Raw genomic sequence first — 26,835 nt, forward strand, 5'->3', positions numbered from 1 at the left:
CCCTATTTAATCCGGACAGACTTCACGTCCATTGCGGCCAAGCAGGCCAGCAAGAACGCCGACGAGAATCGCTTCCGGTTGACCTTTCGGTTTATCTGGTCCGGCGACTCATCAATTCCGAGTCTCTCCAGTCGCTTCGAAAGCTCCTTGTAACTCAAGAGCTGACGCGCCATCTCCTCCACTATCAGCTCCTTCGCCGCCTCTTCCCACGAGCCGTACGGCTCCGCTGGCGACGATGCCCTTTCGAGCGGCGTCTCGCTCATCCTTGCACCCATAGCCGGATTTGGCCCCTGATTTTTGAGGAAAGCACGATTCTGGCACAAACAAATCGGTCATATACGACCGACCCAGCGCCAGCGTCCCTACACGTCCTTTGTAGGCATTTTTTGTGAGGACGTAATGCTTAACAAGGCACAACTGGTCGACCTGTTCGACCATCTGGGCACGCCACCTACGGGCCGCAAGCTGGTCCAGGAAGCTCGCGTCCACGCGCCAGTACGCAAGGTGGCATCCCGGGGAGGCAATGTCATTACCTACGTGGCAAGCAGGAAGATGGCGCGCGAAATCGCCACGGAGAGCTACGGCATCGAGTTCGCTGCAGCTATCGGATTCGAATACGACGAACGTGTTCTGGAGTTCTATCCGCAGCCGTGCAAGTTGCAATTCAGTCTGGTCGATGGCGCCACCGGTGAAATCCGAGCGATTCATCACACCCCGGACTTTCTCGCGATTTGCCAGGACGGCATCACACTTGAGGAGTGGAAGTCTGAGACGAAGCTGACCCACTTGGCCGAGAAGTACCCCTACCGCTACCAGCGGGACGCCGACGGAAACTGGTACTCGCCACAAATCGAGGAACAACTCGCCAAACTCGGCATTCGCTACCGGATTCGCAGCGATGCTGCCATTCCCCGGCGCCGAATCGAAAATCTGCAACATCTCGCGGACTACCATCTCCCCACTGCCGCCCCGTGCCCCGCGGACGTTCTCGCTCGTCTCGAAGCAGGCCTGAAGGAGCAAGGTGCACTCCACTTTTGTGAACTACTCCAGCCGCCGTATTCATTTAGCGCCGACCAGGTGCACAAGGCCATCGCAGACCATCTCGTTGTCACCGACCTCGACCGGGAGTCCTTGCGCAATCCTCGACGTTTCCGAATCTACCGGGACGAGATGCTGCGCGAGTTTCTGTATGCGGAGGCACATCGAGCAACGCCGCCAGGTTACGAACACTTCGCGCTCCACATCGCCGTCGGCACCAGGTTCGAGTTCGAAGGTCAGGAACTGACCATCACACTGGTCGGCGAAAAGAGCGTGGTCTGCAACAGGCAGGACCATACGACCATGGAGCTTCAGCGTGACTGGTTCCTTGCGGCTCACGACGAAAATCGCATCCGGGTCCTCGAGGCGGCACCGCCTGCCGACCTCGGTCTGAGCCAATATACCGAAGAAGAGTACGCGGAAGCACTTCGGCGCCAGACGCTACTCCAGTCGGAATCGGCAACGGCGACGGTTTCCGCGCGCACGTTGCGTCGCTGGAACGCCCGTAAGGCCATCGCACGAGCCAATGGAGACCATGAGATTCTCGCCCTAGTGCCGCACATCAGCGCACGCGGAAATCACACTGCCCGTCTGAGTGACGAGCAGTTCGACCTGATGGACCGCGTCATCGATGAAGAATGGCGAAACAGCAAGGCGATTAACTACAAGACCTGTCATCGGCATCTTGTGGTGGTGTGCTCGCAGGAAAACGTGCCGGCGCCGTCATACCCGACTTTGATTAAGCACATCAAGTCACAGGCAACCAACCGCGACATACGGACCCGTGAAGGTAAACGCATCGCATACCAGAAGGATGCGTTCGTAGACGTTCTGCACTACCACACGCCGATACATGGCAGCCGCCCGTTCCAGTATGTACATATCGACCATACGGAACTGGACATCGAACTCATCTCCAGCCGCACTGGCAAGAATCTCGGCAGGCCGTGGTTGTCGCTCGCCGTGGACGCATATACACGGCGCATTGTCGGCATGTTCTTGACGTATGACCCTCCGTCGTACCACTCAGTCATGATGGCGGTTCGCGACATGGTGCGCCGCTTTCATCGGTTACCCGAAATTGTCGTCGTCGATAACGGCAGCGACTTCAGGTCCAATGCATTCAAGTCCTTTCTCAAGGCAATGGGTTGCCACCTGCGTTTTCGACCATCCGGCAACCCGCGTCACGGTGCGGTACTCGAGCGCATGTTCGGCCATCTGAACGTTAATTACATACACGGTCTCGCGGGCAATACGAAGGCCACCAAGCACGTCCGGATGGTCTCCGGTTCGCATCTGCCCAAGAACCTCGCCGAGTGGACGCTCGAGCCGCTCTATTACGGAGTCGAATACTGGGCCACGGAGTTCTACGACCAGGAGCCGCATCCCGTTCTGGGCGAGTCCCCCCGCGAAGCATTTCTGCGCGGCTTGCGCGAAAGCGGCTCGCGGGAGCACCGGCACATCCAGTTCAACCGGGACTTCCTGGTTGCCACGTGCCCTCCGGTCGACCGGGAAGGCATCCGGCAGGTTCATCCGCAGCGCGGCGTAAAAGTGAACGAGAGGCTCTACCACAACCCCGCATTCCGGTCCTACGAGGTCGCGGGTCGGCGTCTTCCTGTCAGGTATGACCCGTGGGACGCATCGTCCGTCTATGTACGCGTAAAGGACCAATGGATTCAGGCTGTCTGCCCGAGTTTGAGTGGCCTTGGTCAGCTAACCGAAAACGAACGCAAAGCGCTGACGCAGGAATACAACCGACGCTTCCGTGCATCAGTCAATAACGAGATGGATGCGCAGCGGCTCAAGGAGTTCATGCGCACCTTCACGCCAGAGGGCGCGTTGGCCGTTGCCTTCGAGCGCCAGGCCGAAAACAAGTCGCTTTACAACAGTTTGCAGTTCGCGAGCATCGCGCCCGTCGCGCCGCGGCATCAACAACGCCTCACCGAGGAAACATCCAGCGCTGCCGAATCGCCGGCAGAAACAAGGTCAAGAAGTACTGCTACCAATCTATTCCCATCGCTTCCTGAGGCGGTAGCGTGGGACGACATTCCCGACCTTGACACGTTTTGAGGTGATTCATGAAACAACACCCCGCACCACTTTCGCCGATTCCGAATTCGGCGAGCATGCTGCTCAGCAAGCGCATCAGACACCCGCGCATCGCGCAGGTCATGTCTGAACTAGAAACCTTGATTTACCCCGGCAGCCAGGACAGCACGCTCCTCGTTTGCGGCCCGACTGGCGCTGGCAAGACCACGCTGGCCAGATACATGGTCGAGTCGGCAGTTGAGCGCGCCTCCGCCGCAATGGAAGCCGACGCCGGAACGATTCCGGCCATCTTCGTCGAGGCACCTGCCTCTGGTGAGAACGAGTTCTCGTGGAGACTTTTCTATCGGCAGATTCTCGCTCAGCTTGGCGACGACCTCGACTCGCCGAAAGCGGCCTACGGTATCGACCAGCAGTCTGGACGCATGGTCCGGCCACGCGGTGCCAGTGGCAACAGCCTCGCGGCGCTGAGAACGGCCGTCGAACGTGGGCTGCGCGAGCGGCAAGTCCAGTTCCTCGTCATTGACGAAGCCGCTCACATCATTCACCAGACGCGCGGCAGTTCCAAGCTGGAAATTCAGCTTGATACGCTGAAGTCATTGGTAAATCAGTGCGGCACGCAGATGGTGTTGGTCGGCTCCTACGACCTGTACCGGCTCATGTCGTTGTCCGGCCAACTCGCCCGACGCTCGCATGTCCTGCATTTCGAACGCTATCGGCAGGACCGTCCCGAGGATGTTCGAGCGTTCATCGCCTGCATCCAGGCATTCGAAAAGATGCTTCCTGAACTCTGGGGCGGCGAACTGACACGTTACGCAGAAGCGCTCCTCGAGAACACGCTGGGCTGCATCGGTACGTTGAGCAGCGTGCTCACTCGAGCAGCCAGGCTGGCCGAAGCCGACGGGCGTTGGTCAGAGGACGCGCTACGGCGAGCGCTGCTCACCGAAGCACAGCGCGACCGGATATTGACCGAAATCCTCGACGGCGAGGAGGCCATCAATCCCGGCCTCACCCGCATCATGCGTAGGCCGCAGCGTCAGGCATCAGCTGGCAGAAGGAGTGCCGCATGAGTTACACGATTTCAAATCCACGCTCGACACTGCACGCTCTCGAACCCATCGGCCTCGGCACGCCCGAGGTTGAAAGCCTGCTCAGCTACTTCTGCCGGCTGGCCGTGTCGCATAGCGTGTCTGTGGCGGCGCTTTGCCGGCAAGTCGCCAAAACTGTTGGCTGGGAGCTTTCGGAGAAGCACGAATGGCACGTGGGGAACATCGGCGGCATCGGGGAAGCAGCAAGCAACTGGTCTGCCGGGCTCTCAGCTCTTACGAGCGTCGAACGACTCGACAGACTCACACTGCTGCCATGGCGTGACGCTATTGCTCAAACCAGCCTGGCCGCGACGCGCTCACGTTGGTGTCCGGCATGCTTCGCAGAGGACCGGGACAGCGGCAAAACGCCTTATTTCCGCCTGGCATGGGACGTGGGTGCAGTAAATGTATGCACCCAGCACAAGGTCGAGCTGGTGCACATCTGTCCGGATTGCGGACGCGCTGACGCGCGGCACAAGTCGGCCTACGTCGTCCCCGGCTGGTGTGCGCACTGCGGGGCTTTTCTCGGCGATGGAGAGCCGCCCGCGCCTGCTTCTCCGGAGGAGCTCTGGAAGGCGACTCAGGTCGGGGCGATACTGGAAGCTCAAGCTTCACTCGAAGCGCCGCCTGCCCGGCAGGGGATGCTTGACGCGATACAAACGCTTGTTACCCAGGTCGACAACGGAAAGGGAGCAGTTTTTGCCCGGCGTCTGGGCCTGAGCAAGACTACGGTGCATCACTGGTTGAAGGAAGGCGGCGCTCCTGCGTTAACAGCACATTTGCGCATCGCGTCACAGACCGGATTGCCACTCCAGCGGTTGCTGACGGGTAATTTGGACGGTTGGACTCCCTCCACGGCGGAAGTCCACCAGTTGGCGATGCTGTTCCCCGCTGAGACAAAACGGGCGACCGCCCGCTCAATCGACTGGGAGAGGGTTCGCGACGAATTGCACACGCTCAGCAGACTACCGTCCATCATTAGCGTAGCGGAGGCAGCACGCCGCCTCGACGTCGACACCAGGCTGCTGTACCAGAATGCGAACAAGGAAGCGCGCGTCCTCGCCGAACGCTGGAGGCAATATATGCAGCGCCGGAAAGAACAGAGCGTGGCCAATGCCCGCACCGTCATCGAGGCGGCATGCCGGGACATCATCGCCGATGGCAAGGCCATCAACCTGCGGGAGCTTAATGCTCGAGTGCCCAAGGAGGTTCTGGGCAGCATCCGCGGCGTCATAGACGTGCTCCAGGAGGTCAAGGAGGCGCTTGGCGTGAGCTAGGCGCCCGTACCCCTTCACAGCGAAAAAGCCGGCGCGCACGCCGGCTTTTTTACGCCCATTCGCGGCTGCACACCGCGAACAAAGCTTTTCACGCTACCACCGATTCCCGATAAAGCAAAATGCGTCCTATCGGAAAATAAAGCATAACCTGTCCAAGTGGCCACTTTATGCTTAACGGCACAACGCTCCGCGATCGCTCGAGGAACGTAATCTGGTGGGCCCCCCGGGAGTCGAACCCGGCACCAACGAATTATGAGTTCGCTGCTCTAACCAAGCATGAGCTAGGGGCCCAGACGTGAATCACAGCGTGCTACACGCTGCCCCGGCAACGAAGCCGGGCCGGCATTGTAACAACAAAGACGCGACAGAGGACAAACGCCACCGGCATCACGCGGATACCGGCGGCGTTCGCAAGTGAGACGCTGGAAATCAGTTCCCTTCGAGGAACGACTTCAGCTTGTCGGAACGGCTCGGATGACGCAGCTTGCGCAGCGCCTTGGCCTCGATCTGACGGATCCGCTCGCGGGTGACGTCGAACTGCTTGCCGACTTCCTCGAGCGTGTGGTCGGTGCTCATCTCGATGCCGAAGCGCATCCGCAGCACCTTCGCCTCGCGCGGCGTCAGCGAATCGAGCACGTCCTTCACGACGTCGCGCATGCTGGCATGCAGCGCGGCATCCGCCGGCGCGACCGTGTTGTTGTCCTCGATGAAGTCGCCGAGATGGGAATCGTCGTCGTCACCGATCGGCGTTTCCATCGAGATCGGCTCCTTCGCGATCTTCATGATCTTGCGGATCTTGTCTTCCGGCATTTCCATCTTCTCGGCGAGCGTTGCCGGATCCGGCTCGAGACCGGTTTCCTGCAGGATCTGCCGCGAGATGCGGTTCATCTTGTTGATCGTCTCGATCATGTGAACCGGAATACGAATCGTGCGCGCCTGGTCCGCGATCGAACGCGTGATGGCCTGACGGATCCACCACGTCGCATAGGTCGAGAACTTGTAGCCACGACGGTATTCGAACTTGTCCACCGCCTTCATCAAGCCGATGTTGCCTTCCTGGATCAGGTCGAGGAACTGCAGGCCGCGGTTCGTGTACTTCTTCGCGATCGAGATCACGAGACGCAGGTTCGCCTCGGTCATTTCACGCTTCGCCTGGCGTGCCTTCAGTTCGCCGGCCGCCATCTGGCGGTTGGTTTCCTTCAGGTCCTTCAGCGGCAGCACGACGCGCGCCTGCAGGTCGAGCAGACGCTGCTGCTGTTCGCGGATCGCCGGAACGTTGCGCGACAGAACCGCGCTGTACGAATGGCCCTCGGCCGTGACCTTCTCGGCCCAGTCGAGATCCGTCTCGCTGCCCGGGAAGCGCGCGATGAATTCCGAACGCGGCATGCCGCACTTGTCGACGACGATGTGCAGGATCTGACGCTCGACCTGACGCACTTCATCCACTTGCGCACGCAACGTGTCGCACAGACGCTCGACGGTACGCGCGGTGAAGCGGATCGTCATCAGCTCGGCCTGGATCGTTTCCTGCGCCTTCAGGTAGGACTTCGACTTGTAGCCTTCCTTCTCGAACGCGCGACGCATCTTGTCGAACCACTCGCTGATCTGCGAGAACTTCTCGAGCGATGCACGCTTGAGGGCTTCAAGCTGGGCGGCATTCGCCGACGCCTGCGCGGCACCGTCGTCCTCCTCCTCTTCCTCTTCTTCCGCTTCCTCTTCGGCTTCCTCGTCCTCGTTCTCGATGGCCTCCGCTTCCTTCGCGGAGAAGCCGTCGGTGTCGGCGGAGTCCGAAGCGTTCGGATCGAGCAGGCCGTCGACGAGCTCGTCGACGCGGATCTCTTCGTTCGCTACGCGCTCGGCCATCGCGAGGATGTCGGCGATCGTCGTCGGGCACGCGGAGATGGCCAGCACCATGTGGCGCAGGCCGTCCTCGATCCGCTTCGCGATCTCGATTTCGCCTTCGCGCGTGAGCAGCTCGACCGTGCCCATCTCGCGCATGTACATCCGGACCGGATCGGTCGTGCGGCCGAATTCCGAATCGACGGTGGACAGCGCGACTTCCGCTTCCTCTTCGACTTCATCGTCCGACGACGCGGCCGGCGCGTTGTCGTTCAGGAGCAGCGTTTCCGCGTCCGGCGCCTGCTCGTAAACCGCCACGCCCATGTCGTTGAACGTGCCGATGATGCCTTCGAGGGCTTCGGTCTCGGTGAAGTTGTCCGGCAGGTGGTCGTTGATTTCGGCATACGTGAGGAAGCCGCGCTCCTTGCCGAGCTTGATCAGCGCGCGCAGCTTCACGCGGCGCTCTTCGAGCTCCTCGGCCGTGCCGGGCGTGCTCGTCGCGAACGCTTCCTTCAGCAGCGCCTTTTCCTTGGCGCGACGATCGCGCACCTTGGATTTGCCCGGAGCAGCCGCGGCTGCGGGCTGCTCGTCGCTCTGATTTGCGTCGTCATCGACGGATACTTCGTTCAGCTTTTTGGTCATGGAGTTCGCCGTACCGGCTATATCGACTCGCGGCTGCTGGACGACAGCCGGTTGAACCGTGGGTGCATGAGTAGTACGTACTGCCGTTTCGTCCGCGGCGGCAGTCGTGTCCCTTGCGCTTTTCGCACTTGCCCGCTTCGCCGCCGGCTTGGCCGGCCCGGAGTCGGGTCTGGCGGCAGCCCGTGATCTGGCTGCCGGCGCCGGCGCAGCCTGAGCAGTGCCGGCCGCGGTTTTCTTTCCTGCAGGGGCTGACGTGACTGAAGACGTTGTCCTGGCGGAAGAAGCTGACTTGGCCGCTGTGACCTTGGTGGTCGGCTCCGTCGAGCCCTTGCCTGTTGCTTTCTTTCCGCCTGTCGTCTTTGCCATCGCGATTCTCGCCTCTGCTTGGAAAACAAACCGCTGGAAACCTTATATTATAGCACGCTGGGGAGCCCTCTCCTGGCGCCCCGGCCGCCTACAGCCCGAGCCGACGCTTCATGTCGGTTCGCTGCTGGTTCAATTCCGTCAATTCGGCCAGTTCCTCGGGTGTGAAGGTGGATTGCCGCGCCAGCCGATCGAGGCGGTCGCAGCAGGCGTCATAGCGCATCTTGAGCACCGCTGCCTGCAGCTCCTCCCCCGCGATCCGTTCCTGTTCACGCTGCCGCTCGGGCACCGTCTCGTCTTCCGGATTCTGTAACAGCAAGTCGCGGACGTTTTCATCATAGTCCAGAATTTCGCGGAAGATTTCCTCGTAAGTCGCCCCGTTCGAGGACGTCCGCAGAACGTCCGACAGCAGCCGGAACTCCGCGCCGTCGCCCAGCGCACGCGCGTGATCGACGACTTCCGCGAACAGCTCGCCGATGCGCGGCAGCGCGCGCAGGGTCGCAATCTGTTCGTCGTCGAGCTGCGACGCGATCCGCGGATGCATCACGAGCGTGCGCAACGCGCGCTTTTCGCTGTCCGTCACGCGCCGCCGCTCGCTGCGCGCGGGCGCCTGGCGCGGCGGCGCCGCAATCCGCGCATCGACGTCCGACAGCCCCGCGACTTCCTCGAACGGGATATCGAGACGGTCGGCGAACATGTGCATGATCTGCGCGCGCAGCGCGTTCGCAGGCAGCGCCTGCAGCATCGGCTTCGCGTCGAACAGCGCCTTCGCGCGACCCTCCGGCTGATCGAGCGCCTTGCCGGCAATTGCTTCGTTCAACAGAAATTGTGACAGCGGCATCGCACGCTCGACCTGCTCGGAGAATGCGTCCGCACCGAATTCGCGTACGTAGCTGTCCGGATCATGTTCGGACGGCAGGAAAAGGAATCGGATCGTGCGGTTGTCCGCCGCGTGCGGCAGGCATGCCTCGAGCGCGCGGCGCGCCGCGCGCCGGCCAGCGGAGTCGCCGTCGAAGCTGAAGATGACCGTGTCCGTCTGGCGCAGCAACTTCTGCACGTGGATCGGCGTGCAGGCCGTGCCGAGCGTCGCGACCGCGTTCGGGAAGCCGAGCTGCGCGAGCGCGACGACGTCCATGTAGCCTTCGACGACCAGCACGTACTTGCGCTCGCGGATCGCGAGGCGCGCCTCGAACAGTCCGTACAGTTCGCTGCCCTTGTTGAACAGCGGCGTTTCGGGCGAATTCAGGTACTTCGGCTCGCCGCTGCCGAGCACGCGACCGCCGAACCCGATCACCTGCCCCTTCACGTTGCGGATCGGGAACATGATGCGCTCGCGGAACCGGTCATAGCGCCGCGCGACGCCTTGCGCGTCGGTTTTCTCGCTGACGATCACGAGCCCCGACTCGACCAGCGAATCGTCGCGGTAGTCCGGAAACGTGGCTTCGAGGTTCTGCCAGCCGTCCGGCGCATAGCCGAGCCCGAAGCGCGCGGCGATCTCGCCGGTCAGGCCCCGGTTCTTCAGGTACTGGATCGCGACGGTCGCGCCGCGCAATTGCTTGCGGTAGTAGTCGCACGCCGCGGACATCACGTCGGACAGCGCGGTCGCGACCGATTTCGACACGGGCGCCGGGTAATCGCCGCCGCCACCGCCGCCACTCCCGCCGCGCATCGACGGTTCGTGCGGCACGGTCAGCCCGACCGACTGCGCAAGCTCCTGCACGGCTTCGGGGAACGTGAGCCCCGCGTGCTCCATCAGGAAGCCGATCGCCGTGCCGTGCGCGCCGCAGCCGAAGCAGTGATAGAACTGCTTGGTCGGACTGACGGTAAACGACGGACTCTTTTCGTTATGGAACGGGCACAACCCCATGAAGTTGGCGCCGCCCTTCTTGAGCTGCACGTACCGACCCACCACGTCGACGATATCGACGCGGTTCAGCAAGTCCTGCAGGAACGAATGCGGAATCACCGTGGGATCGAGCGAAAAAAAGACAATACGACGCCCCGGCGCACGCGCATGCGACGCGCCGGGAAGCGGGTTTTACTTCGTCAGCGCGGCCTTGACCTGCGCGGAAACGGCCGTCATGTCGGCGCGGCCGGCGAGCTTGCCCTTCAGCACGCCCATCACCTTGCCCATGTCCTGCGGGCCGGCTGCGCCCGTTGCCGCGACGGCGGCCTGGACTTCGGCGGCCACTTCGGCGTCCGACAGTTGCGCGGGCATGTAAGCGCCCAGCACCGTCAGTTCGGCCTGCTCCTTCGCGACGAGATCGTCGCGGCCCGCGGCCTGGAACTGGCTGATCGAGTCCTTGCGCTGCTTGATCATCTTGTCGACCACCGCGGTAATGCCCGCGTCGTCGAGGGTCACCCGATCATCGACCTCGCGCTGCTTGATCGCGGCCAGCAGCAGTCGAATCGTCCCCAGACGCTCGCTTTCCTTCGCGCGCATCGCGGCCTTCATGTCTTCGCTGATCTGCTCTTTCAAACTCATCTTGCACCCGGGATGGAAACGTGACTTCAACGCCCGCAAACGGGCGTCAACACAAAAACCCGCTTGGGACGATGTCTCAAGCGGGTTGCTCGAATCCGGCATCGGCGACTCGCTGACCCTGATCGTGACCGATCGTGCGGAGGTCGCCGGTGCGCCGCTCAGCGAACCGCGCGGCGCTCAATCTTTCAGTACAGCTTCTTCGGCAGCGTCTGGCTGCGGATCCGCTTGTAGTGACGCTTCACCGCAGCAGCCTTCTTGCGCTTGCGCTCGGCGGTCGGTTTCTCGTAGAACTCCCGCGCACGAAGCTCGGTCAGCAGACCGTTCTTCTCGATCGTGCGCTTGAAGCGACGCATGGCGACTTCAAACGGCTCGTTTTCTTTAACGCGAATGATCGTCATGATCCGACACGAATAAAGGTTTACGGGGAAGATTTATGAGTATAGCAGAGCGTCGCGCAAAGACATAAGGGCCAGGTCCCGTCAACGCGGGCCCGGCACAGGCCCGTCAGGCGCCGCGCGCGAACTCCGCCGCCGCCTGCCCGGCCGCCGTGCCGGACGCCCACGCCCACTGGAAGTTGTAGCCGCCGAGCCAGCCGGTGACGTCCACAGCCTCGCCGATGAAGAACAGCCCCGGCACCCGCGAACTCATCATCGTCGCCGACGACAGTTCGCGCGTATCGACGCCGCCCTTCGTCACCTCGGCCTTCTTGTAACCCTCGGTGCCGTTCGGCGTCAGCGTCCAGCCGGACAGCGCGTCGCCGATCTGGCGCAGCGTCTTGTCCGGCAGGTCCGCGAGCCGTGCATCGGCCGCGACGCGGTGCGTGTCGAGCCACGCGTGCGCGAGGCGCGACGGCACCCAATCCGCGAGCAACGAGCCGATCTGGCGCTTCGACGTGCGCTTCGCGTCGAGCAGGTCGGCCACCGCGTCACGCTGCGGCAGTAGGTCGATGCGAATCGGGTCGCCGGACTGCCAGTAGCTGGAGATCTGCAGGATGCCGGGGCCCGACAGGCCGCGATGGGTCAGCAGCAGGTCCTCGACGAATTCGCCGCCGCGCTTCTTGTCGCCGGTCGAAACGCGCACTTCGAGCGACACGCCGGACAGCGCCGCGAACGGCTCCCAGTCGTGCTGCGCGAACGTGAGCGGCACGAGCGCGGGGCGCGTGTCGACGAGCTTGTGGCCGAACTGCTTCGCGAGCCGGTAGCCGAAGTCGGTCGCACCGATCTTCGGGATCGACAGGCCGCCCGTCGCGACGATCAGCGCGCGCGCGCGGATCGGCCCCGCCTGCTGCGTGTCGAGCGTGAAGCCGTCGGCCGGCGCGTGGCGCACCGCCTCGACGGCCACGGGCCGGCGCCAGGCAATGCCGCCCGCGTCGCATTCGTGCTTCAGCACGTCGATGATCGCGTCGCTGCCGTGGTCGCAGAAGAGCTGCCCCTTGTGCTTCTCATGCCAGGTGACGTGATGGCGCTTGAGCAGCCCGAGGAAGTCGCGCGGCGTATAGCGGGCGAGCGCCGAGCGCGCGAAGTGCGGATTCGACGACAGGTAGTTGTCGGGGCCTGCGTAGAGATTCGTGAAGTTGCAGCGGCCGCCGCCCGAGATGCGGATTTTCTCGGCGAGCCGCGGCGCGTGGTCGATCAGCACCACGCGGCGGCCGAGTTGCCCGGCGACCGCGGCGCTCATCATCCCGGCGGCGCCCGCGCCGATCACGGCGATGTCATAAGTTTCCATGGCGCGGATTGTACCTGCCCGGCCTGCGGCCCGGGCCGCCCGCGGCGGCGACCGGCCCTCGCCTGCTATAATTTGCGGTTACGTTGACCTTCCTGCGGCGCGCTCGAACCGGCGCGCCCCGCCCTGCCCCATGCTCGTTCTCGGCATCGAAAGCTCCTGCGACGAAACCGGCCTCGCGCTCTACGACACGCAGCGCGGCCTGCTCGCGCACGCGCTCCATTCGCAGATCGCGATGCACCGCGAATACGGCGGCGTCGTGCCCGAGCTCGCGTCGCGCGACCACATCCGCCGCGCGCTGCCGCTGCTCGAGGAAGTGCTGGCGCAAAGCGGCACGCGCCGCGACGACATCGACGCGATCGCGTTCACGCAAGGCCCCGGCCTCGCCGGCGCGCTGCTGGTCGGCGCGAGCATCGCGAATGCACTCGCGCTCGCATGGAACAAGCCGACCGTCGGCATCCATCACCTCGAAGGCCACCTGCTGTCGCCGCTGCTCGTCGACGCACCGCCGCCGTTCCCGTTCATCGCGCTGCTGGTGTCGGGCGGCCATACGCAACTGATGCGCGTGACCGACGTCGGCGTGTACGAGACGCTCGGCGAGACGCTCGACGACGCGGCCGGCGAAGCGTTCGACAAGACGGCGAAGCTGATCGGCCTCGGCTATCCGGGCGGCCCGGAGGTATCGAAGCTCGCCGAAACCGGCACGCCGGGCGCCGTCGTGCTGCCGCGCCCGATGCTGCATTCGGGCGATCTCGACTTCAGCTTCAGCGGCCTGAAGACGGCCGTGCTCACGCAGATGAAGAAGTTCGAAGCGGCGAAGCTGGAAGGCGACGCACTCGAGCGCGCGAAGGCCGACCTCGCGCGCGGCTTCGTCGATGCGGCCGTCGACGTGCTCGTCGCGAAGTCGCTCGCCGCGCTCAAGAAGACGAAGCTCAAGCGGCTCGTGGTCGCGGGCGGCGTCGGCGCGAACCGCCAGTTGCGCGCGGCGCTGTCGGCCGCCGCGGCCAAGCGCGGCTTCGACGTGCACTACCCCGATCTCGCGCTCTGCACCGACAACGGCGCAATGATCGCGCTCGCCGGCGCATTGCGGCTCGGCCGCTGGCCCGAGCAGGCGAATGCCGACTATGCGTTCACGGTGAAGCCGCGCTGGGATCTCGCGTCGCTCGCCCGCTGAGTCGCGCGACGCGACGCCGATCGCACCGGCATCCGCCGGAAAGCAACAAGGCCGCTCGAAGCGGCCTTGTTCGTTGCAGCGGCAAATCGACGCAGCGATGCAGCAACCCGGCGTCAGGCCGCTTGTCGCTTGTCGCGCTCGATCAACGCATAGGCGCTGTGATTGTGGATCGACTCGAAGTTCTCGGCTTCGAGCACGTACGCCACCACGCGCTCATCCGCATCGAGACGCTGCGCGACGTCGCGCACCAGATCCTCGACGAACTTCGGGTTCTCGTACGCACGCTCCGTGACGAACTTCTCGTCCGGACGCTTCAGCAGGCCCCACAGCTCGCACGACGCCTCTTCTTCCGCGATGCGAATCAGCGCCTCGACCGGGAGATCGGCCGCAAGCTCGGCGTCGATCGTCACGTGCGAGCGCTGGTTGTGCGCGCCGTATTGCGAGATCTTCTTCGAGCACGGGCACAGGCTCGTCACCGGCACGAGCACCTTCAGGAACAGGCGCGTCTCGCCGTTGCGGCTTTCGCCCGCGAGCGTCACTTCGTAATCGAGCAGGCTCTGCACGCCGGACACCGGCGCCGTCTTGTTCACGAAGTACGGGAACGTGACCTCGATGCGGCCGGCCTCGGCTTCCAGCTTCTCGAGCATCGACGCGAGCATCGCGCGGAAGCGCGCGACCGTCAGCGGCGCGCGGTTCTCTTCGAGCAGCGCGACGAAGCGCGACATGTGCGTGCCTTTCTGATCGGCGGGCAGGCGCACGTCGAGGTTCCAGACACCGACGCTCGGCTGCACGTCGCCGCTTTCGGTGCACACCGTCAACGGATGCCGGACCGCCTTCACGCCCACGCGCTGAATCGGAATCTGGCGGGTATCCACCGTGCTCTGCACGTCGGGCATCACGAAGGCGGGATTCATCTGGTTCATCTTGTTCAATCCTTGTAAGCCAAGCCGCGCGTTCGACGACGCGCACGCCGCGTCATGCGGCAGCCGGAAAAGCAACATGGGCCCGCAGGCCCATGTTTTCCGCATCAACGAAGACCGGTTGCGCCAGTCGCACCGACGCCGCCCGCGGGCGGCGCCCGCTTATGCGACGCGCTTCGCGTGGCCGGCGACATCGGCCGCCGGGCTCAGGAAGCGTTCGCGAATCGACTTCGCGATGCCCGCGCCGTCGAGGCCACATTGCGCCAGCAGCTTCGCGTGGTCGCCGTGGTCGACGAACTGGTCAGGGAGGCCCAATTGTAGTACGGGTCGGATAACCCCACTCTCCATCAGGGCTTCGACACAGGCAGAGCCCGCGCCGCCCATCACGCAACCTTCCTCGATCGTGACGAGGTAGTCGTGCGTCTCGGCAAGTTCATGCACGAGCGCCGCATCGACCGGCTTCACGAAACGCATGTTCGCGACCGTTGCATCGAGTTCCTCGCCTGCAACCAGCGACGGCGCGACCATCGTGCCGAATGCGAGGATCGCGACGCGCTTGCCTTCCGGCTGCGACGTGCGGCGACGCACTTCGCCCTTGCCGAGCGGGATCTCGGTGAATTCCTTCACCGTCGCCACGCCCGTGCCCGCACCGCGCGGATAGCGCACCGCGGTCGGGTTCGGCTGCTGAAGCGCCGTGTGCAGCATCTGGCGGCATTCGTTCTCGTCGGACGCGGCCATGATCGTCATGTTCGGGATGCAGCGCATGAACGCGAGATCGTACGCGCCCGCATGCGTCGCACCGTCGGCGCCGACGAGGCCCGCACGGTCGATCGCGAACACGACCGGCAGGTTCTGCAGCGCGACGTCGTGGATCAGCTGGTCGTACGCGCGCTGCAGGAACGTCGAGTAGATCGCGACGACGGGCTTCAGTCCTTCCGTCGCGAGGCCGCCCGCGAATGTCACCGCGTGCTGCTCGGCAATGCCGACGTCGTAGTAGCGATCCTTGAAGCGCTTCTCGAACTCGACCATGCCCGAACCTTCGCGCATCGCGGGCGTGATGCCGACGACGCGCGAATCGCGCTCGGCTTCATCGCACAGCCATTCGCCGAACACCTGCGTGTACGTCTTTTTCGCGGGCGTGGTCGACGGCTTGATGCCTTCTGCCGGATTGAACTTGCCGGGGCCGTGATAGAGCACGGGATCCGCTTCGGCGAGCTTGTAGCCCTGGCCTTTCTTCGTCACCACGTGCAGGAACTGCGGGCCGCGCAGTTCGCGGATGTTCTGCAGCGTCGGGATCAGCGAATCGAGATCGTGACCGTCGATCGGGCCGATGTAGTTGAAGCCGAACTCCTCGAACAGCGTCGCCGGCACGACCATGCCCTTCGCGTGCTCCTCGAGCTTGCGCGCGAGTTCGAGCACCGGCGGCGCCACGCTCAGCACGCGTTCGACGCCAGCGCGCGCGGCCGCGTAGAAGCGGCCCGACATCAGGCGGGCGAGATGGCGGTTCAGCGCGCCGACCGGCGGCGAAATCGACATGTCGTTGTCGTTGAGGATCACGAGCAGCTTCGCATCCTCCGACACACCTGCGTTGTTCATCGCCTCGAACGCCATGCCGGCCGTCATCGCGCCGTCGCCGATCACCGCGATCGAGAAGCGGTCGTCGCCGTTCAGCTGGCTGCCGATCGCCATGCCGAGCGCGGCCGAGATCGACGTGCTCGAATGCGCGGTGCCGAACGTGTCGTATTCCGACTCGCTGCGGCGCGGGAAACCCGAGATGCCGTCGTACTGGCGCAGCGAATGCATCTGGTCGCGGCGGCCCGTCAGGATCTTGTGCGGGTAGGTCTGGTGACCCACGTCCCAGACGATCCGGTCGTTCGGCGTGTTGAACACGTAGTGCAACGCGATCGTCAGCTCGACCGTCCCGAGGTTGGACGACAAATGGCCGCCCGTCTTCGACACGCTGTCGAGCACGAACGCGCGCAGTTCATCCGCGAGCGGTTGGAGTTGGCGACGATCGAGGCGGCGCAAATCCGCCGGGTCGTCGATGGTTTTCAGCAAGTCGTACATCGTCGTTCCATTGTAGGAAATCAAACGCGCCCGCATTCTATTGCGCACCGTAGCATGTGCGCAGCGGCGGGCTTCGCGTCAGCTGACCCGGTTCACCACCAGGTCGGCAAGTTCGGCGAGACGCTGTGCGCGTGCGCCGAACGGTTTCAGCGCATCGTGTGCTTCGGCGCGCAGCTGGGCTGCGAGCTCGCGCGACGCGTCGAGGCCGAGGAGCGATACGTAGGTCGGCTTGTCGTTCGCCGCATCCTTGCCGGCCGTCTTGCCGAGCGTCGCCGAATCGGTCGTGACGTCGAGGATGTCGTCGACGACCTGGAAGGCCAGACCCACGGCACCCGCGTAAACGTCGAGCGCGGTCATCGTTTCCGCGGACGGCGTCTCGCCGGCCAGCGCACCCATCCGCACGCTGGCGCGCAGCAGCGCGCCCGTCTTCATCCGGTGCATCGTCTCGAGCTGCTCGCGCGTCAGCTTGAGGCCGACGCTCGCCAGGTCGATCGCCTGCCCGCCGGCCATGCCGATCGAGCCGCTCGCCAGCGCCAGCTCGCGCACGAGCGCGGCCTGCTGCACCGGCGACAGCGCAGCGGCGTCGGTCAGCGCGACGAATGCCTGCGACTGCAGCGCATCGCCGACCAGCAGCGCCGTCGGCTCGTCGTACTGCACGTGCACGGTCGGCTTGCCGCGTCGCAGCGCGTCGTCGTCCATGCACGGCATGTCGTCATGCACGAGCGAATAGACGTGGATCATCTCCAGCGCCGCCGCCGCCGCGTTGCGCGCCGCTTCGGTCGCGCCGGTCAGTTCGCCTGCCGCATGGCACAGCAGCGGGCGAACGCGTTTGCCGCCGCCAAGGACCGCGTAGCGCATCGCTTCGTGGAGTTGCGTGGGCACCACGTTTTCAGCCGGCAAATAGTGGCCGAGTGCGTCCTCGACACGGTCGAGCACGGACCGCATCCATTGTTCGAATGTCATAGATCGTCGTCTTCGCCGTCCGTGGCGGCCGTTCCGGATGAAAGCGGCTTCAGCGTCGCGCCGTCGAGCACGCGAACCTGCTGCTCCACTTTCTCAAGCTGCTGTTGGCAAAACGCAACGAGGGTCGCACCGCGGCGATACGCGGCAAGCGAATCCTCGAGGCTCAGCGCGCCGCCTTCCATCCGGGCAACCAGCGTCTCGAGTTCCGCGAGCGCCGTTTCATAGTTGTCCGGCAACGGTTCGGTGCCGTTACCGGGCGGGGTGGCGCCTGGGGATGCGGTTTTCGCCATGGACGAGGGTGTAAATTTCAAAACAAGTCGGACATTCTACGGCAAAAGAGAATTTTCCGACCTGTCGACTTGGGCACCCCGCCCCGCATTCGGGCCCCTTCTTCGCCTCGCATTGTGCGCCACCCGAGCGCCGACCGACAAAAAATTGACACAAATCAGGCACTTAATCCTAGCCTTGCGAGGCGAACCGGGTATAATTCCCCGTTTCCCTAAATCGATTTTTCGATGGTTGGGTTGTTCACTGCTTTCACGCTAACACCGGGAGTGGGAATGTCCAATCTGAGCGATGCGCTTCAGTTGAAGTCGGCTCACAGCCAGCTTCCAGTCACTGCATATTTCGATGAGGCGCTACTCGAGCGCGAGATCGAAACCCTCTTCAAGAAAGGACCTCGTTACGTCGGGCACGAGTTGATGGTGCCCGAGGCGGGGGATTATTTTGCGCTGCCGTCCGAGAAGGAAGGTCGCGTGCTGGTCCGCAACCCGACGAACCAGATCGAACTGCTGTCGAACGTGTGCCGTCACCGGCAGGCGATCATGCTGAACGGGCGCGGCCACACCCAGAACATCGTGTGCCCGCTGCACCGCTGGACGTACGACCTGGAAGGCCAGTTGCTCGGCGCGCCGCACTTCCCCGACAAGCCGTGCCTGAACCTCGGCAAGAGCCCGCTGCAAAACTGGCAGGGGCTGCTGTTCGAGGCCGAAGGCCGCAACGTCGCGCGCGATCTCGCGAACCTCGGCACGAAGCATCACTTCGACTTCTCCGAGTACCAGTTCGATCACGTCGAAGTGCACGAGTGCGATTACAACTGGAAGACGTTCATCGAGGTCTACCTCGAGGATTACCACGTCGTCCCGTTCCACCCGGGCCTCGGCAGCTTCGTGTCGTGCGACGATCTCAACTGGGAGTTCGGCGACTGGTACAGCGTGCAAACGGTCGGCGTGCACAACGCGCTCGCGAAACCGGGCAGCGCGACCTACCAGAAGTGGCACGAGCAGGTGCTCAAGTTCCGCAACGGCGTGCCGCCGGAGTTCGGCGCGATCTGGATGGTCTACTACCCGGGCCTGATGATCGAGTGGTATCCGCACGTGCTCGTCGTGTCGTGGCTGATCCCGCGCGGCCCGCAGAAGACGACCAACATCGTCGAGTTTTATTACCCCGAGGAAATCGCGCTGTTCGAGCGCGAGTTCGTCGAGGCCGAGCGCGCCGCCTATATGGAAACGGCCGTCGAGGACGACGAAATCGCGATGCGAATGGACGCAGGCCGGCGCGCCCTGATGGCGCGCGGCGAATCGCAGGTCGGCCCGTACCAGAGCCCGATGGAAGACGGCATGCAGCACTTCCACGAGTTCCTGCGGCGCCATCTCGGCGATCTGTGAGCGCACGCGCCGCTGCGGCGCCGCACGGCATCCTGCAGATGAAAAGACGGGTTTCGGCCCGTCTTTTTTTGTTTAGACTTGGAGTATCAGGCCGTTTGCACTCCAGGGAGCCGTCATGCCACATACCCACTACACCACGCTCATCTCCGCAACCAATCTCGCCGAGCGCCTGGCCGCGGCGCCGGGCAGCGTCGCGGTGTTCGACTGCCGCTTCGATCTCGTCGATCCGGCCGCAGGCGAAGCCGCCTATGCGGCCGGCCACATTGCGGGCGCGCAGTATCTCCATCTCGACCGCGATTTGTCCGGCCGCAAGACCGGCACCAATGGCCGTCACCCGCTGCCGACCCGCGATGCATTCGCCACGCTGATCGCGAGCCGCGGCGTCAGGCAGGGTCAGCAGGTCGTGGCCTATGACGCACACGGCGGCGCCTATGCGGCCCGCCTGTGGTGGCTGTTGCGCTGGCTCGGGCACGATTCGGTCGCGGTGCTCGACGGCGGCCTGCAGGCCTGGGAAGCGGCCGGCCAGCCCTTGACGACCGACGTACCGCATCCGGCTGCCGGCGACTTCCGCGCGGCGGCGCCGCTCGAATCGACGGTCGACGCGGCAGCCGTGCTCGCGAACGTGACATCGGCCAAGCGCGTTGTGATCGATGCGCGCGCGCCGGACCGCTACCGCGGCGAAAACGAAACGATCGATCGTATCGGCGGCCATATTCCCGGCGCACGCAACCGGTTCTTCAAGGACAACCTGAACGCCGACGGCCGCTTCAAGACCGGCCATGAACTGCGCGAGACGTTCACCACGCTGCTGGCCGGCACCGAACCGAACAGCGTGATCCTGCAATGCGGGTCCGGCGTGACCGCATGCCACAATGCGCTCGCACTCGAAGTCGCGGGATTGCATGGCGCGTCGCTGTATCCGGGCTCGTGGAGCGAATGGAGCGCCGATCCGTCGCGACCGGTTGCGACCGGCCCGAACCCGTAAGCACCGGCGCGCCGCTTGTCGCTCACATCACGCCGTACTTGTGGAACCACTCGATCGCGCGCTTCCAGCCATCCTCGGCATCGCCCTTCACGTAACTCGGCCGGTAATCGGCGAAGAACGCGTGGCCGGCATCCGGATACACGACGATCTCCGACTGGCGCGCAAGCGCCGAATCGCTCGCCTGAATGGCCTTGCGCATGTCGGCGAGCGACGCCTGCGTGATGTTGCTGTCCTTCTCGCCATACAGCCCGAGCACCGGCACCTTCAGCAACGACGCATGATCGACAGGATTGAACGGCGTCATCTCGTCGGTCTTGCCTTCGACGAACCCGTACCATGCGACGGCCGCACGCACGTGCGGATTGTGTTCCGCGTACAGCCACGCCTGACGGCCGCCCCAGCAGAACCCCGTCACGCCGAGACGCGACAGGTCGCCGCCATTCTTGCCGGCCCACGCGACGGTTGCGTCGAGATCCTCGGTGACCTGGCGGTCCGGCACCTTGCTGATGATGTGGTCGTACAGCTCCTTCATCGTCGGATACTTCGACGCATTGCCCTGCCGCGCGAACAGGTCGGGCGCGATCGCCAGATAGCCGAGCTTCGCGAAGCGGCGGCAGACGTCGGCGATATGCGCATGCACGCCGAAGATCTCGTGGATCACGATGACGACCGGCAGGTTCGTCTTGTCGACCGGCTGCGCGCGATACGCGGGGATGCTCGCGTCGCCCGAGCGGATCTCGACGGTGTCGACGTCCAGCCCGGCGGTGTCGGTCGTAACCGTCTGCGCCGAGACGGGCAGCACGGCCGCCGCGAAGGTGCCGCCCAGCGCGGCCTGCATGAACTTGCGGCGCGAGAACGGAACGTGGGGAACCAGGCTGTCGACTTCGGGTTTCAACATGAATGCACTCCTCGATTGGGTGCCGCCGTCATGGCCACGGATTCGACCTGACGAGGCATCGCGCCGGCGGACGGCGCGGATGTCGCGGCGGTTGGCACCCCGCCGCGACCGGAAACCCGGACAAGATGCCCAATAATCCGTTGTCGCGTCAACTGTCAGATGTGTAAGACTGGATTACGAGATTGAAATCCCCTGGCGTCGATCACGGTGTCGAGCGCCGCCAGCCGACCCGGCAAGTCGAGGTGCGGCATGCATGCGGTGAGCGCCGCCGCGCAATCGAATGCTTGCGGATTGAAACGAAGGACGCGCAACAAACGGGCCCGCCCGGCCGATTCGCGGTCGCCCGTGCCCGAAAACACAACGGGCAGGGAGCGCGCCCGATGCGCATTCCCTGCCCGTCCGGTGCACGAGACCGTGCGTGTCAGTGCAGCTTGACGCGCGGCAGCGTCGTGCGTCGCAGCCAGTGCGCGACCGTATCGAGCATCATGCGCGGATAGCCGTGCAGCGCCGCGATGTGCAGCCGGTACAGCGACATGTACATGAACCGCGCGAACAGCCCTTCGATCAGCATGTTGCCGCCGATCAGCCCGCCCATCAGGTTGCCGACCGCGCTGAAGTGACCGAGCGACACGAGCGAACCGAAATCGCGATACGTGAACTCGGGCAGCGGACGACCGTCGAGCCGGCATCCGATCGCCTTCAGCAGGAAGCTCGCCTGCTGGTGCGCGGCCTGCGCGCGCGGCGGCACGTTGCGTTCGTTGCCGGGCCATGCGCATGCCGCGCAGTCGCCGAGCGCGAACACGTTGTCGTCGGTGAAGGTCTGCAGCGTGCGGCGCACGTCGAGCTGACCGAGCTTGTTGACCTGCAGGCCGTCAAGCTGCGACAGCACGGACGGCGCCTTGATGCCGGCCGCCCAGACCGTGAGATCCGCGCGCACCGCCTTGCCGCTCGCGGTGTGCACGACACCCGGCCCGACCTCGGTCACCCGCTCGGCGAGCATCAGTCGCACGCCGAGCTTTTCGAGCAGTTCGGCCGTTGCGGCCGATACACGCTCCTGCAGCGCCGGGAGTATGCGCGGCCCCGATTCGATCAGCACGATGCCGACGTCGTGCCGCGGATCGAGCTTGTGCAGCCCGTACACGGACAGCACCTGTGCGGTATTGCGCAGCTCCGCGGACAACTCGACCCCCGTCGCACCGCCGCCGACGATCACGACCTGGATGCGCGGCTCGGCCGCCGCACCCGGCGCGGGTTCCACCGGGGCCTGGTGCTCGGCGCGCATGCACGCGGCGATCAGGCGCTTGCGGAAGCGCTCGGCCTCGCCGACCGTATCGAGCGCAATCGCGTTTTCAGCCGCACCCTGCACGCCGAAGAAGTGCGTCGTGCTGCCGATCGCGATCACCAGCGTGTCGTATTCCAGGTCGCGCGCCGGCAGCAGTTCCTCGCCGTCGCTGTCGTTGACGGGCGACAGCGTGATGCGCTTCGCGGTGCGATCGAGCGCGTTCAGTTCGCCCTGCTGAAACTCGAAGCCATGCCAGCGCGCCTGCGCCGCGTATTCGAGCTCCTGGGTGAACGGGTCCATGCTGCCGGCCGCGACCTCGTGCAACAATGGCTTCCAGATGTGAGTCGGATTACGGTCGACGAGCGTGACAAGCGCACGCGCGGGACGATCGCCGCGCGCACCGTAACGGTCGCCGAGCCGCGTCGCCAGTTCCAGGCCGCCCGCGCCTCCACCTACGATGATGATCCGATGCATCTGATTTCCCCTTTGCGATTCGAAACTGCTGCCGCCGAACGTTGCGGACGCGATGCGTTCGCGCCGCCCATTGGATCAACCGGTTCGGACCTCATCGATGTGCAGTTCGAAACACTTCGATGCGCCGATCCCGGAACGCGGGCGCGCCGCCCCCCGAGACAATGACCTGACTGACTGGCATTGTCCGGGAGCTTGCGCGTTGACCACAAGCAAACCATCTCGATATTCAGCATCCCTGCAACAATATGCTGCGGGAAGCGGGGAATCGCACGGGGTGCGTCAGTGCGCCTCTTCCCAGTTCGCGCCGGCGCCCACTTCGGCGACCAGCGGCACCTTCAGCTGCGCCACGCCGCACATCATTTCCGGCAACTTCTCGCGCACGAGCGACAGTTCGCTGTCGGGCACCTCGAGCACCAGTTCATCGTGCACCTGCATGATCATCCGCGACGCGAGCCGATCGCGCGTGAGCCAGCCGTCCACCGCGATCATCGACAGCTTGATCAGGTCGGCCGCCGTGCCCTGCATCGGTGCATTGATGGCCGCGCGTTCGGCGGCCTGACGGCGCGGGCCATTGCCGCCGTTGATCTCCGGCAGCCACAGGCGGCGGCCGAAAACGGTTTCGACGTAGCCCTTCTCCTTCGCCACCGTGCGCGTGTCTTCCATGTACTGCGCGACGCCCGGATAGCGCGCGAAGTAGCGGTCGATGTAGAGCTTCGCCGCGTCGCGCGTGATGCCGAGATTCGACGCGAGGCCGAACGCGCTCATCCCGTAGATCAGCCCGAAGTTGATCACCTTGGCGATCCGGCGCTGGTCGGCGTTGACCTCGAGCGGCGTCACGCCGAACACTTCGGCGGCGGTTGCGCGGTGGATGTCCTCGCCCTGCGAGAACGCGCGCAGCAGCGACGCGTCGCCGGAGATGTGCGCCATGATCCGCAATTCGATCTGCGAATAGTCGGCCGACACGATCCGGTGGCCCGGCGACGCGATGAACGCTTCGCGGATCCGCCGGCCTTCGGCCGTGCGCACCGGAATGTTCTGAAGATTGGGATCGTTCGATGCGAGCCGGCCCGTGACCGCGACGGCCTGCGCATAGTTCGTGTGCACGCGGCCCGTTGCCGGGTTCACCATGCGCGGCAGCTTGTCGGTGTACGTCGACTTCAGCTTCGACAGCCCGCGATGCTCGAGCAGCAGCTTCGGTAGCGGGTAATCCTCGGCCAGCTTCTGCAACACTTCCTCGTCGGTCGACGGAGCGCCGCTCGGCGTCTTCTTCACGACGGGCAACTGCAGCTTCTCGAAAAAGATCTGCCCGATCTGCTTCGGCGAGCCGAGATTGAACTCGCCGCCGGCCAGTTCGTACGCCTGGCCCTCGAGCTCGATGAGCCGCGTCGCAATCTCGCTGCTCTGCGCCTGCAAAAGCGCGTCGTCGATCAGCACGCCGGTGCGCTCCATCTTGCGCAGCACGAGCGAGACCGGCATCTCGATGTCGCGATACACGCGCGCGAGGCCCGCTTCGCGCGCGACCTGCGGATACAGCGTCAGGTGAAGCTGCAGGGTGATGTCCGCATCTTCGGCCGCATACGCGGCGGCCTGCTCGAGCGCGACTTCGTCGAAGCCGATCTGCTTCGCACCCTTGCCGGCCACGTCTTCGTACTTGATCGTCTTGACGCCCAGATGACGCAGCGCGAGGCTGTCCATGTCGTGCGTGCGATGCGATTCGAGCACGTACGATTCGAGCAGCGTGTCGTGCTCGATGCCGTTCAGCGCGATGTCGTAGTTCGCGAGCACCTGCGCGTCGTACTTCAGATGCTGGCCGACCTTCTTGCGATCGGCCGATTCGAGCCACGGCTTCAGGCGCGCGAGCACGTCGTCGATCGGCAGTTGCTCGGGCAGGTCGGGGCCGCGATGCGCGACCGGCAGATACGCGGCCTTGCCCGGCTCGACCGAGAACGACAGGCCGACGAGCCGGGCGGTCATCGGATCGAGCGCGGTGGTTTCGGTGTCGAACGCGGTGAGTGCGGCCGCATCGATCTTCGCGAACCACGCGTCGAATTGTTCCCAGGTCTGGATCGTGTCGTATTCGCGAGCCATGTCAGCGGCGACCACCGGCGCGGGGTCGCCTTCCGGCGCATCGGCGCCGCCGCCTTCGGCGGGTGCGCTCTCGACTTCGCGCAGCCACGTCTTGAAGCCATAGCGCGCGAAGATGTCGCGCATCAGGTCGCGCGCCTCGCCGTCGCTCTTCAGCGACGCCTCGATCGATTCGAGATGCGGCGCGAGATCGCACGCCGTGTCGACGGTCACGAGCTTGCGGCCGAGCGGCAGGAAGTCGAGCGCGCGGCGCAGGTTGTCGCCGACCACGCCCTTGATCTCGCCCGCATGTTCGATCACGCCGTCGAGACTGTCGTATTGCGACAGCCATTTCACGGCCGTCTTCGGCCCGCACTTCTCGACGCCCGGCACGTTGTCGACGGTGTCGCCGATCAACGCGAGGTAGTCGATGATCCGCTCGGGCGGCACGCCGAACTTCGCGATCACGCCGTCGCGGTCGAGCGTCTCGTTGGTCATCGTGTTGACGAGCGTGACGTGAGCCGTGACGAGCTGCGCGAGATCCTTGTCGCCGGTCGACACGATCACGTTCATCCCGTGCCGCTCGGCTTCGCGCGCGAGCGTGCCGATCACGTCGTCGGCTTCGACGCCCTCGACCATCAGCAGCGGCCAGCCGAGCGCGCGCACCGCGCCGTGAATCGGCTCGACCTGCAATGCGAGATCGGGCGGCATCGACGGACGGTTTGCCTTATAGTCGGCATAGAGGTCGTCGCGGAACGTCTTGCCCTTTGCATCGAACACGCAAGCGCTATACTCTGCACTGACTTCCTTGCGCATACGGCGCAGCATGTTGATGATTCCGTAGAGCGCTCCGGTCGGCTCCCCGCCAGGGCCACGCAAATCAGGCATCGCATGGTAAGCCCGATACAGATAGCTCGAACCGTCAACCAATAGCAGGGTCTTACCTTCCAGATTTCGTTCTTCAGGCATTATGAACAAGAGAAAAGTGATTCCGAGTCTGCGTTCGCTCGCAGATCAAGAACGCGCGACGGCCAAGAAGGCGCGCGCATCGTGGCAGATGTTCACGATTATGGCAGAGTTTATCGAGGCGACCGAGTACCTGTCGGAGATCCGCCCGGCCGTCAGCATCTATGGTTCGGCCCGTCTCAAGCCCGACACGCCGCACTACAAGCTCGCGGTGCAGATCGCCCGCAAGCTGTCCGACGCCGGCTTCGCGGTGATCTCCGGCGGCGGCCCCGGCATCATGGAAGCCGCGAACAAGGGCGCGCACGCCGGCAAGGCGCCGTCGGTCGGCCTGAACATCGAGCTGCCCCATGAGCAGGCGGGCAACCACTATCAGGACATCTCGCTGCGCTTCCGCCACTTCTTCACGCGCAAGGTCACGTTCGTGAAGAACTCCGACGCGGTGATCGTGATGCCGGGCGGATTCGGCACGCTCGACGAGCTGTCCGAAGTGCTCACGCTGATCCAGACGAAGAAGTCGCGCCTCGTGCCGATCATCCTCGTCGGCAGCGAGTTCTGGAAGGGGCTGCTGCAGTGGTTCCGCGACCAGCTGATTCCGATGGGCCTCATCAATCCGGAAGACATGGATCTGATGCAGGTGATCGACGATCCCGACCAGGTGCTCGATGCCGTGCTCGCGTTCTACGAGGACAGCGGCGAGGAGGAAGGCACGGACGATGGCGAAGGTCATCCGCCGCGGCCCGAAGAAGACCGCATGTTCTATCTGTAAGTCGATCGACGTCGACGGCCGGCCTCATGGCCGGCATCTCGCGTCCCGCGCGGCAGGCCTGGCGATTGCGCCGCCTGCCGCGCGTCATTTTGTAACGCCGCATTAATCG

The 26,835-nt window shown here is 64.4% G+C and carries 20 protein-coding genes and 1 tRNA gene; 7 read left to right on the forward strand and 14 right to left on the reverse strand.

The features are described 5' to 3' along the window. Positions 1-2 precede the first annotated feature (2 nt). Entirely contained in the window at positions 3-263 is a 261-nt protein-coding gene (locus ACTJKF_RS00895) for a DUF6471 domain-containing protein (protein WP_122768921.1), read from the reverse strand. A gap of 136 nt (positions 264-399) precedes the next feature. Between ACTJKF_RS00895 and ACTJKF_RS00900 the strand changes: the two genes are divergently transcribed. From ACTJKF_RS00900 to ACTJKF_RS00910, 3 genes are read left to right on the forward strand one after another with little or no spacing between them, the layout of a single operon-like run. After that, positions 400-3,108, forward strand: coding sequence for a DDE-type integrase/transposase/recombinase (locus ACTJKF_RS00900; RefSeq protein WP_440621652.1), 2,709 nt, complete (start codon positions 400-402; stop codon positions 3,106-3,108). A gap of 8 nt (positions 3,109-3,116) precedes the next feature. Continuing rightward, complete coding sequence (locus ACTJKF_RS00905; RefSeq protein WP_440621653.1) at positions 3,117-4,154, forward strand: AAA family ATPase; 1,038 nt, start codon at positions 3,117-3,119, stop codon at positions 4,152-4,154. After that, positions 4,151-5,449, forward strand: a complete 1,299-nt coding sequence (locus ACTJKF_RS00910) for a TniQ family protein (protein ID WP_440621654.1) — start codon at positions 4,151-4,153, stop codon at positions 5,447-5,449. Before ACTJKF_RS00905 ends, ACTJKF_RS00910 begins: the two co-directional genes overlap by 4 nt. 212 nt (positions 5,450-5,661) lie before the next feature. Here ACTJKF_RS00910 and ACTJKF_RS00915 read toward each other — a convergent pair. From ACTJKF_RS00915 to ACTJKF_RS00940, 6 genes are all read right to left on the reverse strand, one after another. Further along, positions 5,662-5,740, reverse strand: a tRNA-Ile gene (locus ACTJKF_RS00915). Between the two features lie 138 nt (positions 5,741-5,878). Beyond that, entirely contained in the window at positions 5,879-8,296 is a 2,418-nt protein-coding gene (rpoD, locus tag ACTJKF_RS00920; protein WP_440621655.1) for an RNA polymerase sigma factor RpoD, read from the reverse strand. Between the two features lie 88 nt (positions 8,297-8,384). Beyond that, a complete protein-coding gene (gene dnaG, locus ACTJKF_RS00925) occupies positions 8,385-10,259 on the reverse strand; it encodes a DNA primase (protein ID WP_440621656.1) in 1,875 nt (624 codons plus the stop codon). A 72-nt stretch (positions 10,260-10,331) separates the two neighbouring features. Next, a complete protein-coding gene (locus ACTJKF_RS00930; RefSeq protein ID WP_440621657.1) occupies positions 10,332-10,778 on the reverse strand; it encodes a GatB/YqeY domain-containing protein in 447 nt (148 codons plus the stop codon). Between the two features lie 185 nt (positions 10,779-10,963). Beyond that, positions 10,964-11,176, reverse strand: coding sequence for a 30S ribosomal protein S21 (rpsU, locus tag ACTJKF_RS00935; protein WP_006479415.1), 213 nt, complete (start codon positions 11,174-11,176; stop codon positions 10,964-10,966). A 106-nt stretch (positions 11,177-11,282) separates the two neighbouring features. Continuing rightward, on the reverse strand, positions 11,283-12,503 hold the full coding sequence (locus ACTJKF_RS00940; protein ID WP_440621658.1) for an NAD(P)/FAD-dependent oxidoreductase: 1,221 nt from the start codon (positions 12,501-12,503) through the stop codon (positions 11,283-11,285). Between the two features lie 130 nt (positions 12,504-12,633). Between ACTJKF_RS00940 and tsaD the strand changes: the two genes are divergently transcribed. Beyond that, complete coding sequence (tsaD, locus tag ACTJKF_RS00945; protein ID WP_440621660.1) at positions 12,634-13,674, forward strand: tRNA (adenosine(37)-N6)-threonylcarbamoyltransferase complex transferase subunit TsaD; 1,041 nt, start codon at positions 12,634-12,636, stop codon at positions 13,672-13,674. 113 nt (positions 13,675-13,787) lie between these two features. Here tsaD and folE2 read toward each other — a convergent pair whose 3' ends face one another. The 4 genes from folE2 to ACTJKF_RS00965 all read right to left on the reverse strand — a co-directional run bounded on the left by folE2 (position 13,788) and on the right by ACTJKF_RS00965 (position 17,914). After that, positions 13,788-14,597 (reverse strand): GTP cyclohydrolase FolE2, encoded by an 810-nt coding sequence (gene folE2 / locus ACTJKF_RS00950; protein ID WP_440621661.1) that lies wholly within the window; start codon positions 14,595-14,597, stop codon positions 13,788-13,790. 159 nt (positions 14,598-14,756) lie between these two features. Next, on the reverse strand, positions 14,757-16,661 hold the full coding sequence (gene dxs / locus ACTJKF_RS00955; RefSeq protein ID WP_440621663.1) for a 1-deoxy-D-xylulose-5-phosphate synthase: 1,905 nt from the start codon (positions 16,659-16,661) through the stop codon (positions 14,757-14,759). 78 nt (positions 16,662-16,739) lie between these two features. Next, entirely contained in the window at positions 16,740-17,624 is an 885-nt protein-coding gene (locus ACTJKF_RS00960) for a polyprenyl synthetase family protein (RefSeq protein WP_440621664.1), read from the reverse strand. After that, the gene (locus ACTJKF_RS00965) at positions 17,621-17,914 is read right to left on the reverse strand and encodes an exodeoxyribonuclease VII small subunit (RefSeq protein WP_040139363.1); all 294 of its coding nucleotides are present in this window, start codon (positions 17,912-17,914) and stop codon (positions 17,621-17,623) included. Before ACTJKF_RS00965 ends, ACTJKF_RS00960 begins: the two co-directional genes overlap by 4 nt. A gap of 270 nt (positions 17,915-18,184) precedes the next feature. Between ACTJKF_RS00965 and ACTJKF_RS00970 the strand changes: the two genes are divergently transcribed. Then, positions 18,185-19,291 carry an aromatic ring-hydroxylating oxygenase subunit alpha gene (locus tag ACTJKF_RS00970; protein WP_440621666.1) on the forward strand — a complete coding sequence of 369 codons (1,107 nt, stop codon included), beginning with the start codon at positions 18,185-18,187 and terminating at the stop codon, positions 19,289-19,291. A gap of 115 nt (positions 19,292-19,406) precedes the next feature. After that, the gene (locus ACTJKF_RS00975; protein ID WP_440621667.1) at positions 19,407-20,276 is read left to right on the forward strand and encodes a sulfurtransferase; all 870 of its coding nucleotides are present in this window, start codon (positions 19,407-19,409) and stop codon (positions 20,274-20,276) included. Positions 20,277-20,298: 22 nt separating this feature from the next. Here ACTJKF_RS00975 and ACTJKF_RS00980 read toward each other — a convergent pair whose 3' ends face one another. The 3 genes from ACTJKF_RS00980 to polA form a co-directional block, all read right to left on the reverse strand. Then, positions 20,299-21,174, reverse strand: coding sequence for a dienelactone hydrolase family protein (locus ACTJKF_RS00980; protein WP_440621669.1), 876 nt, complete (start codon positions 21,172-21,174; stop codon positions 20,299-20,301). Between the two features lie 421 nt (positions 21,175-21,595). Continuing rightward, a complete protein-coding gene (locus ACTJKF_RS00985) occupies positions 21,596-22,930 on the reverse strand; it encodes an NAD(P)/FAD-dependent oxidoreductase (RefSeq protein WP_440621671.1) in 1,335 nt (444 codons plus the stop codon). Between the two features lie 279 nt (positions 22,931-23,209). Beyond that, positions 23,210-25,963, reverse strand: a complete 2,754-nt coding sequence (gene polA, locus ACTJKF_RS00990) for a DNA polymerase I (protein WP_440621672.1) — start codon at positions 25,961-25,963, stop codon at positions 23,210-23,212. Position 25,964: 1 nt separating this feature from the next. Between polA and ACTJKF_RS00995 the strand changes: the two genes are divergently transcribed. Continuing rightward, complete coding sequence (locus ACTJKF_RS00995) at positions 25,965-26,726, forward strand: TIGR00730 family Rossman fold protein (RefSeq protein WP_440621673.1); 762 nt, start codon at positions 25,965-25,967, stop codon at positions 26,724-26,726. Positions 26,727-26,835: the final 109 nt, after the last annotated feature.

The sequence above is a fragment of the Burkholderia sp. 22313 genome (genome assembly GCF_052045245.1).
GTDB lineage: Bacteria > Pseudomonadota > Gammaproteobacteria > Burkholderiales > Burkholderiaceae > Burkholderia.

What these genes read in the sequence shown, in the direction of transcription:
- ACTJKF_RS00905 (WP_440621653.1), top strand. Translation starts at nt 3,117, where the DNA reads ATGAAACAACACCCCGCACCACTTTCGCCGATTCCGAATTCGGCGAGC.
- rpsU (WP_006479415.1), bottom strand. Translation starts at nt 11,176, where the DNA reads ATGACGATCATTCGCGTTAAAGAAAACGAGCCGTTTGAAGTCGCCATG.
- polA (WP_440621672.1), bottom strand. Translation starts at nt 25,963, where the DNA reads ATGCCTGAAGAACGAAATCTGGAAGGTAAGACCCTGCTATTGGTTGAC.
- ACTJKF_RS00900 (WP_440621652.1), top strand. Translation starts at nt 400, where the DNA reads ATGCTTAACAAGGCACAACTGGTCGACCTGTTCGACCATCTGGGCACG.
- ACTJKF_RS00895 (WP_122768921.1), bottom strand. Translation starts at nt 263, where the DNA reads ATGAGCGAGACGCCGCTCGAAAGGGCATCGTCGCCAGCGGAGCCGTAC.
- ACTJKF_RS00930 (WP_440621657.1), bottom strand. Translation starts at nt 10,778, where the DNA reads ATGAGTTTGAAAGAGCAGATCAGCGAAGACATGAAGGCCGCGATGCGC.
- ACTJKF_RS00975 (WP_440621667.1), top strand. Translation starts at nt 19,407, where the DNA reads ATGCCACATACCCACTACACCACGCTCATCTCCGCAACCAATCTCGCC.
- ACTJKF_RS00985 (WP_440621671.1), bottom strand. Translation starts at nt 22,930, where the DNA reads ATGCATCGGATCATCATCGTAGGTGGAGGCGCGGGCGGCCTGGAACTG.
- ACTJKF_RS00960 (WP_440621664.1), bottom strand. Translation starts at nt 17,624, where the DNA reads ATGACATTCGAACAATGGATGCGGTCCGTGCTCGACCGTGTCGAGGAC.
- ACTJKF_RS00995 (WP_440621673.1), top strand. Translation starts at nt 25,965, where the DNA reads ATGAACAAGAGAAAAGTGATTCCGAGTCTGCGTTCGCTCGCAGATCAA.
- rpoD (WP_440621655.1), bottom strand. Translation starts at nt 8,296, where the DNA reads ATGGCAAAGACGACAGGCGGAAAGAAAGCAACAGGCAAGGGCTCGACG.
- dxs (WP_440621663.1), bottom strand. Translation starts at nt 16,661, where the DNA reads ATGTACGACTTGCTGAAAACCATCGACGACCCGGCGGATTTGCGCCGC.
- ACTJKF_RS00910 (WP_440621654.1), top strand. Translation starts at nt 4,151, where the DNA reads ATGAGTTACACGATTTCAAATCCACGCTCGACACTGCACGCTCTCGAA.
- ACTJKF_RS00970 (WP_440621666.1), top strand. Translation starts at nt 18,185, where the DNA reads ATGTCCAATCTGAGCGATGCGCTTCAGTTGAAGTCGGCTCACAGCCAG.
- ACTJKF_RS00965 (WP_040139363.1), bottom strand. Translation starts at nt 17,914, where the DNA reads ATGGCGAAAACCGCATCCCCAGGCGCCACCCCGCCCGGTAACGGCACC.
- ACTJKF_RS00940 (WP_440621658.1), bottom strand. Translation starts at nt 12,503, where the DNA reads ATGGAAACTTATGACATCGCCGTGATCGGCGCGGGCGCCGCCGGGATG.
- tsaD (WP_440621660.1), top strand. Translation starts at nt 12,634, where the DNA reads ATGCTCGTTCTCGGCATCGAAAGCTCCTGCGACGAAACCGGCCTCGCG.
- ACTJKF_RS00980 (WP_440621669.1), bottom strand. Translation starts at nt 21,174, where the DNA reads ATGTTGAAACCCGAAGTCGACAGCCTGGTTCCCCACGTTCCGTTCTCG.
- folE2 (WP_440621661.1), bottom strand. Translation starts at nt 14,597, where the DNA reads ATGAACCAGATGAATCCCGCCTTCGTGATGCCCGACGTGCAGAGCACG.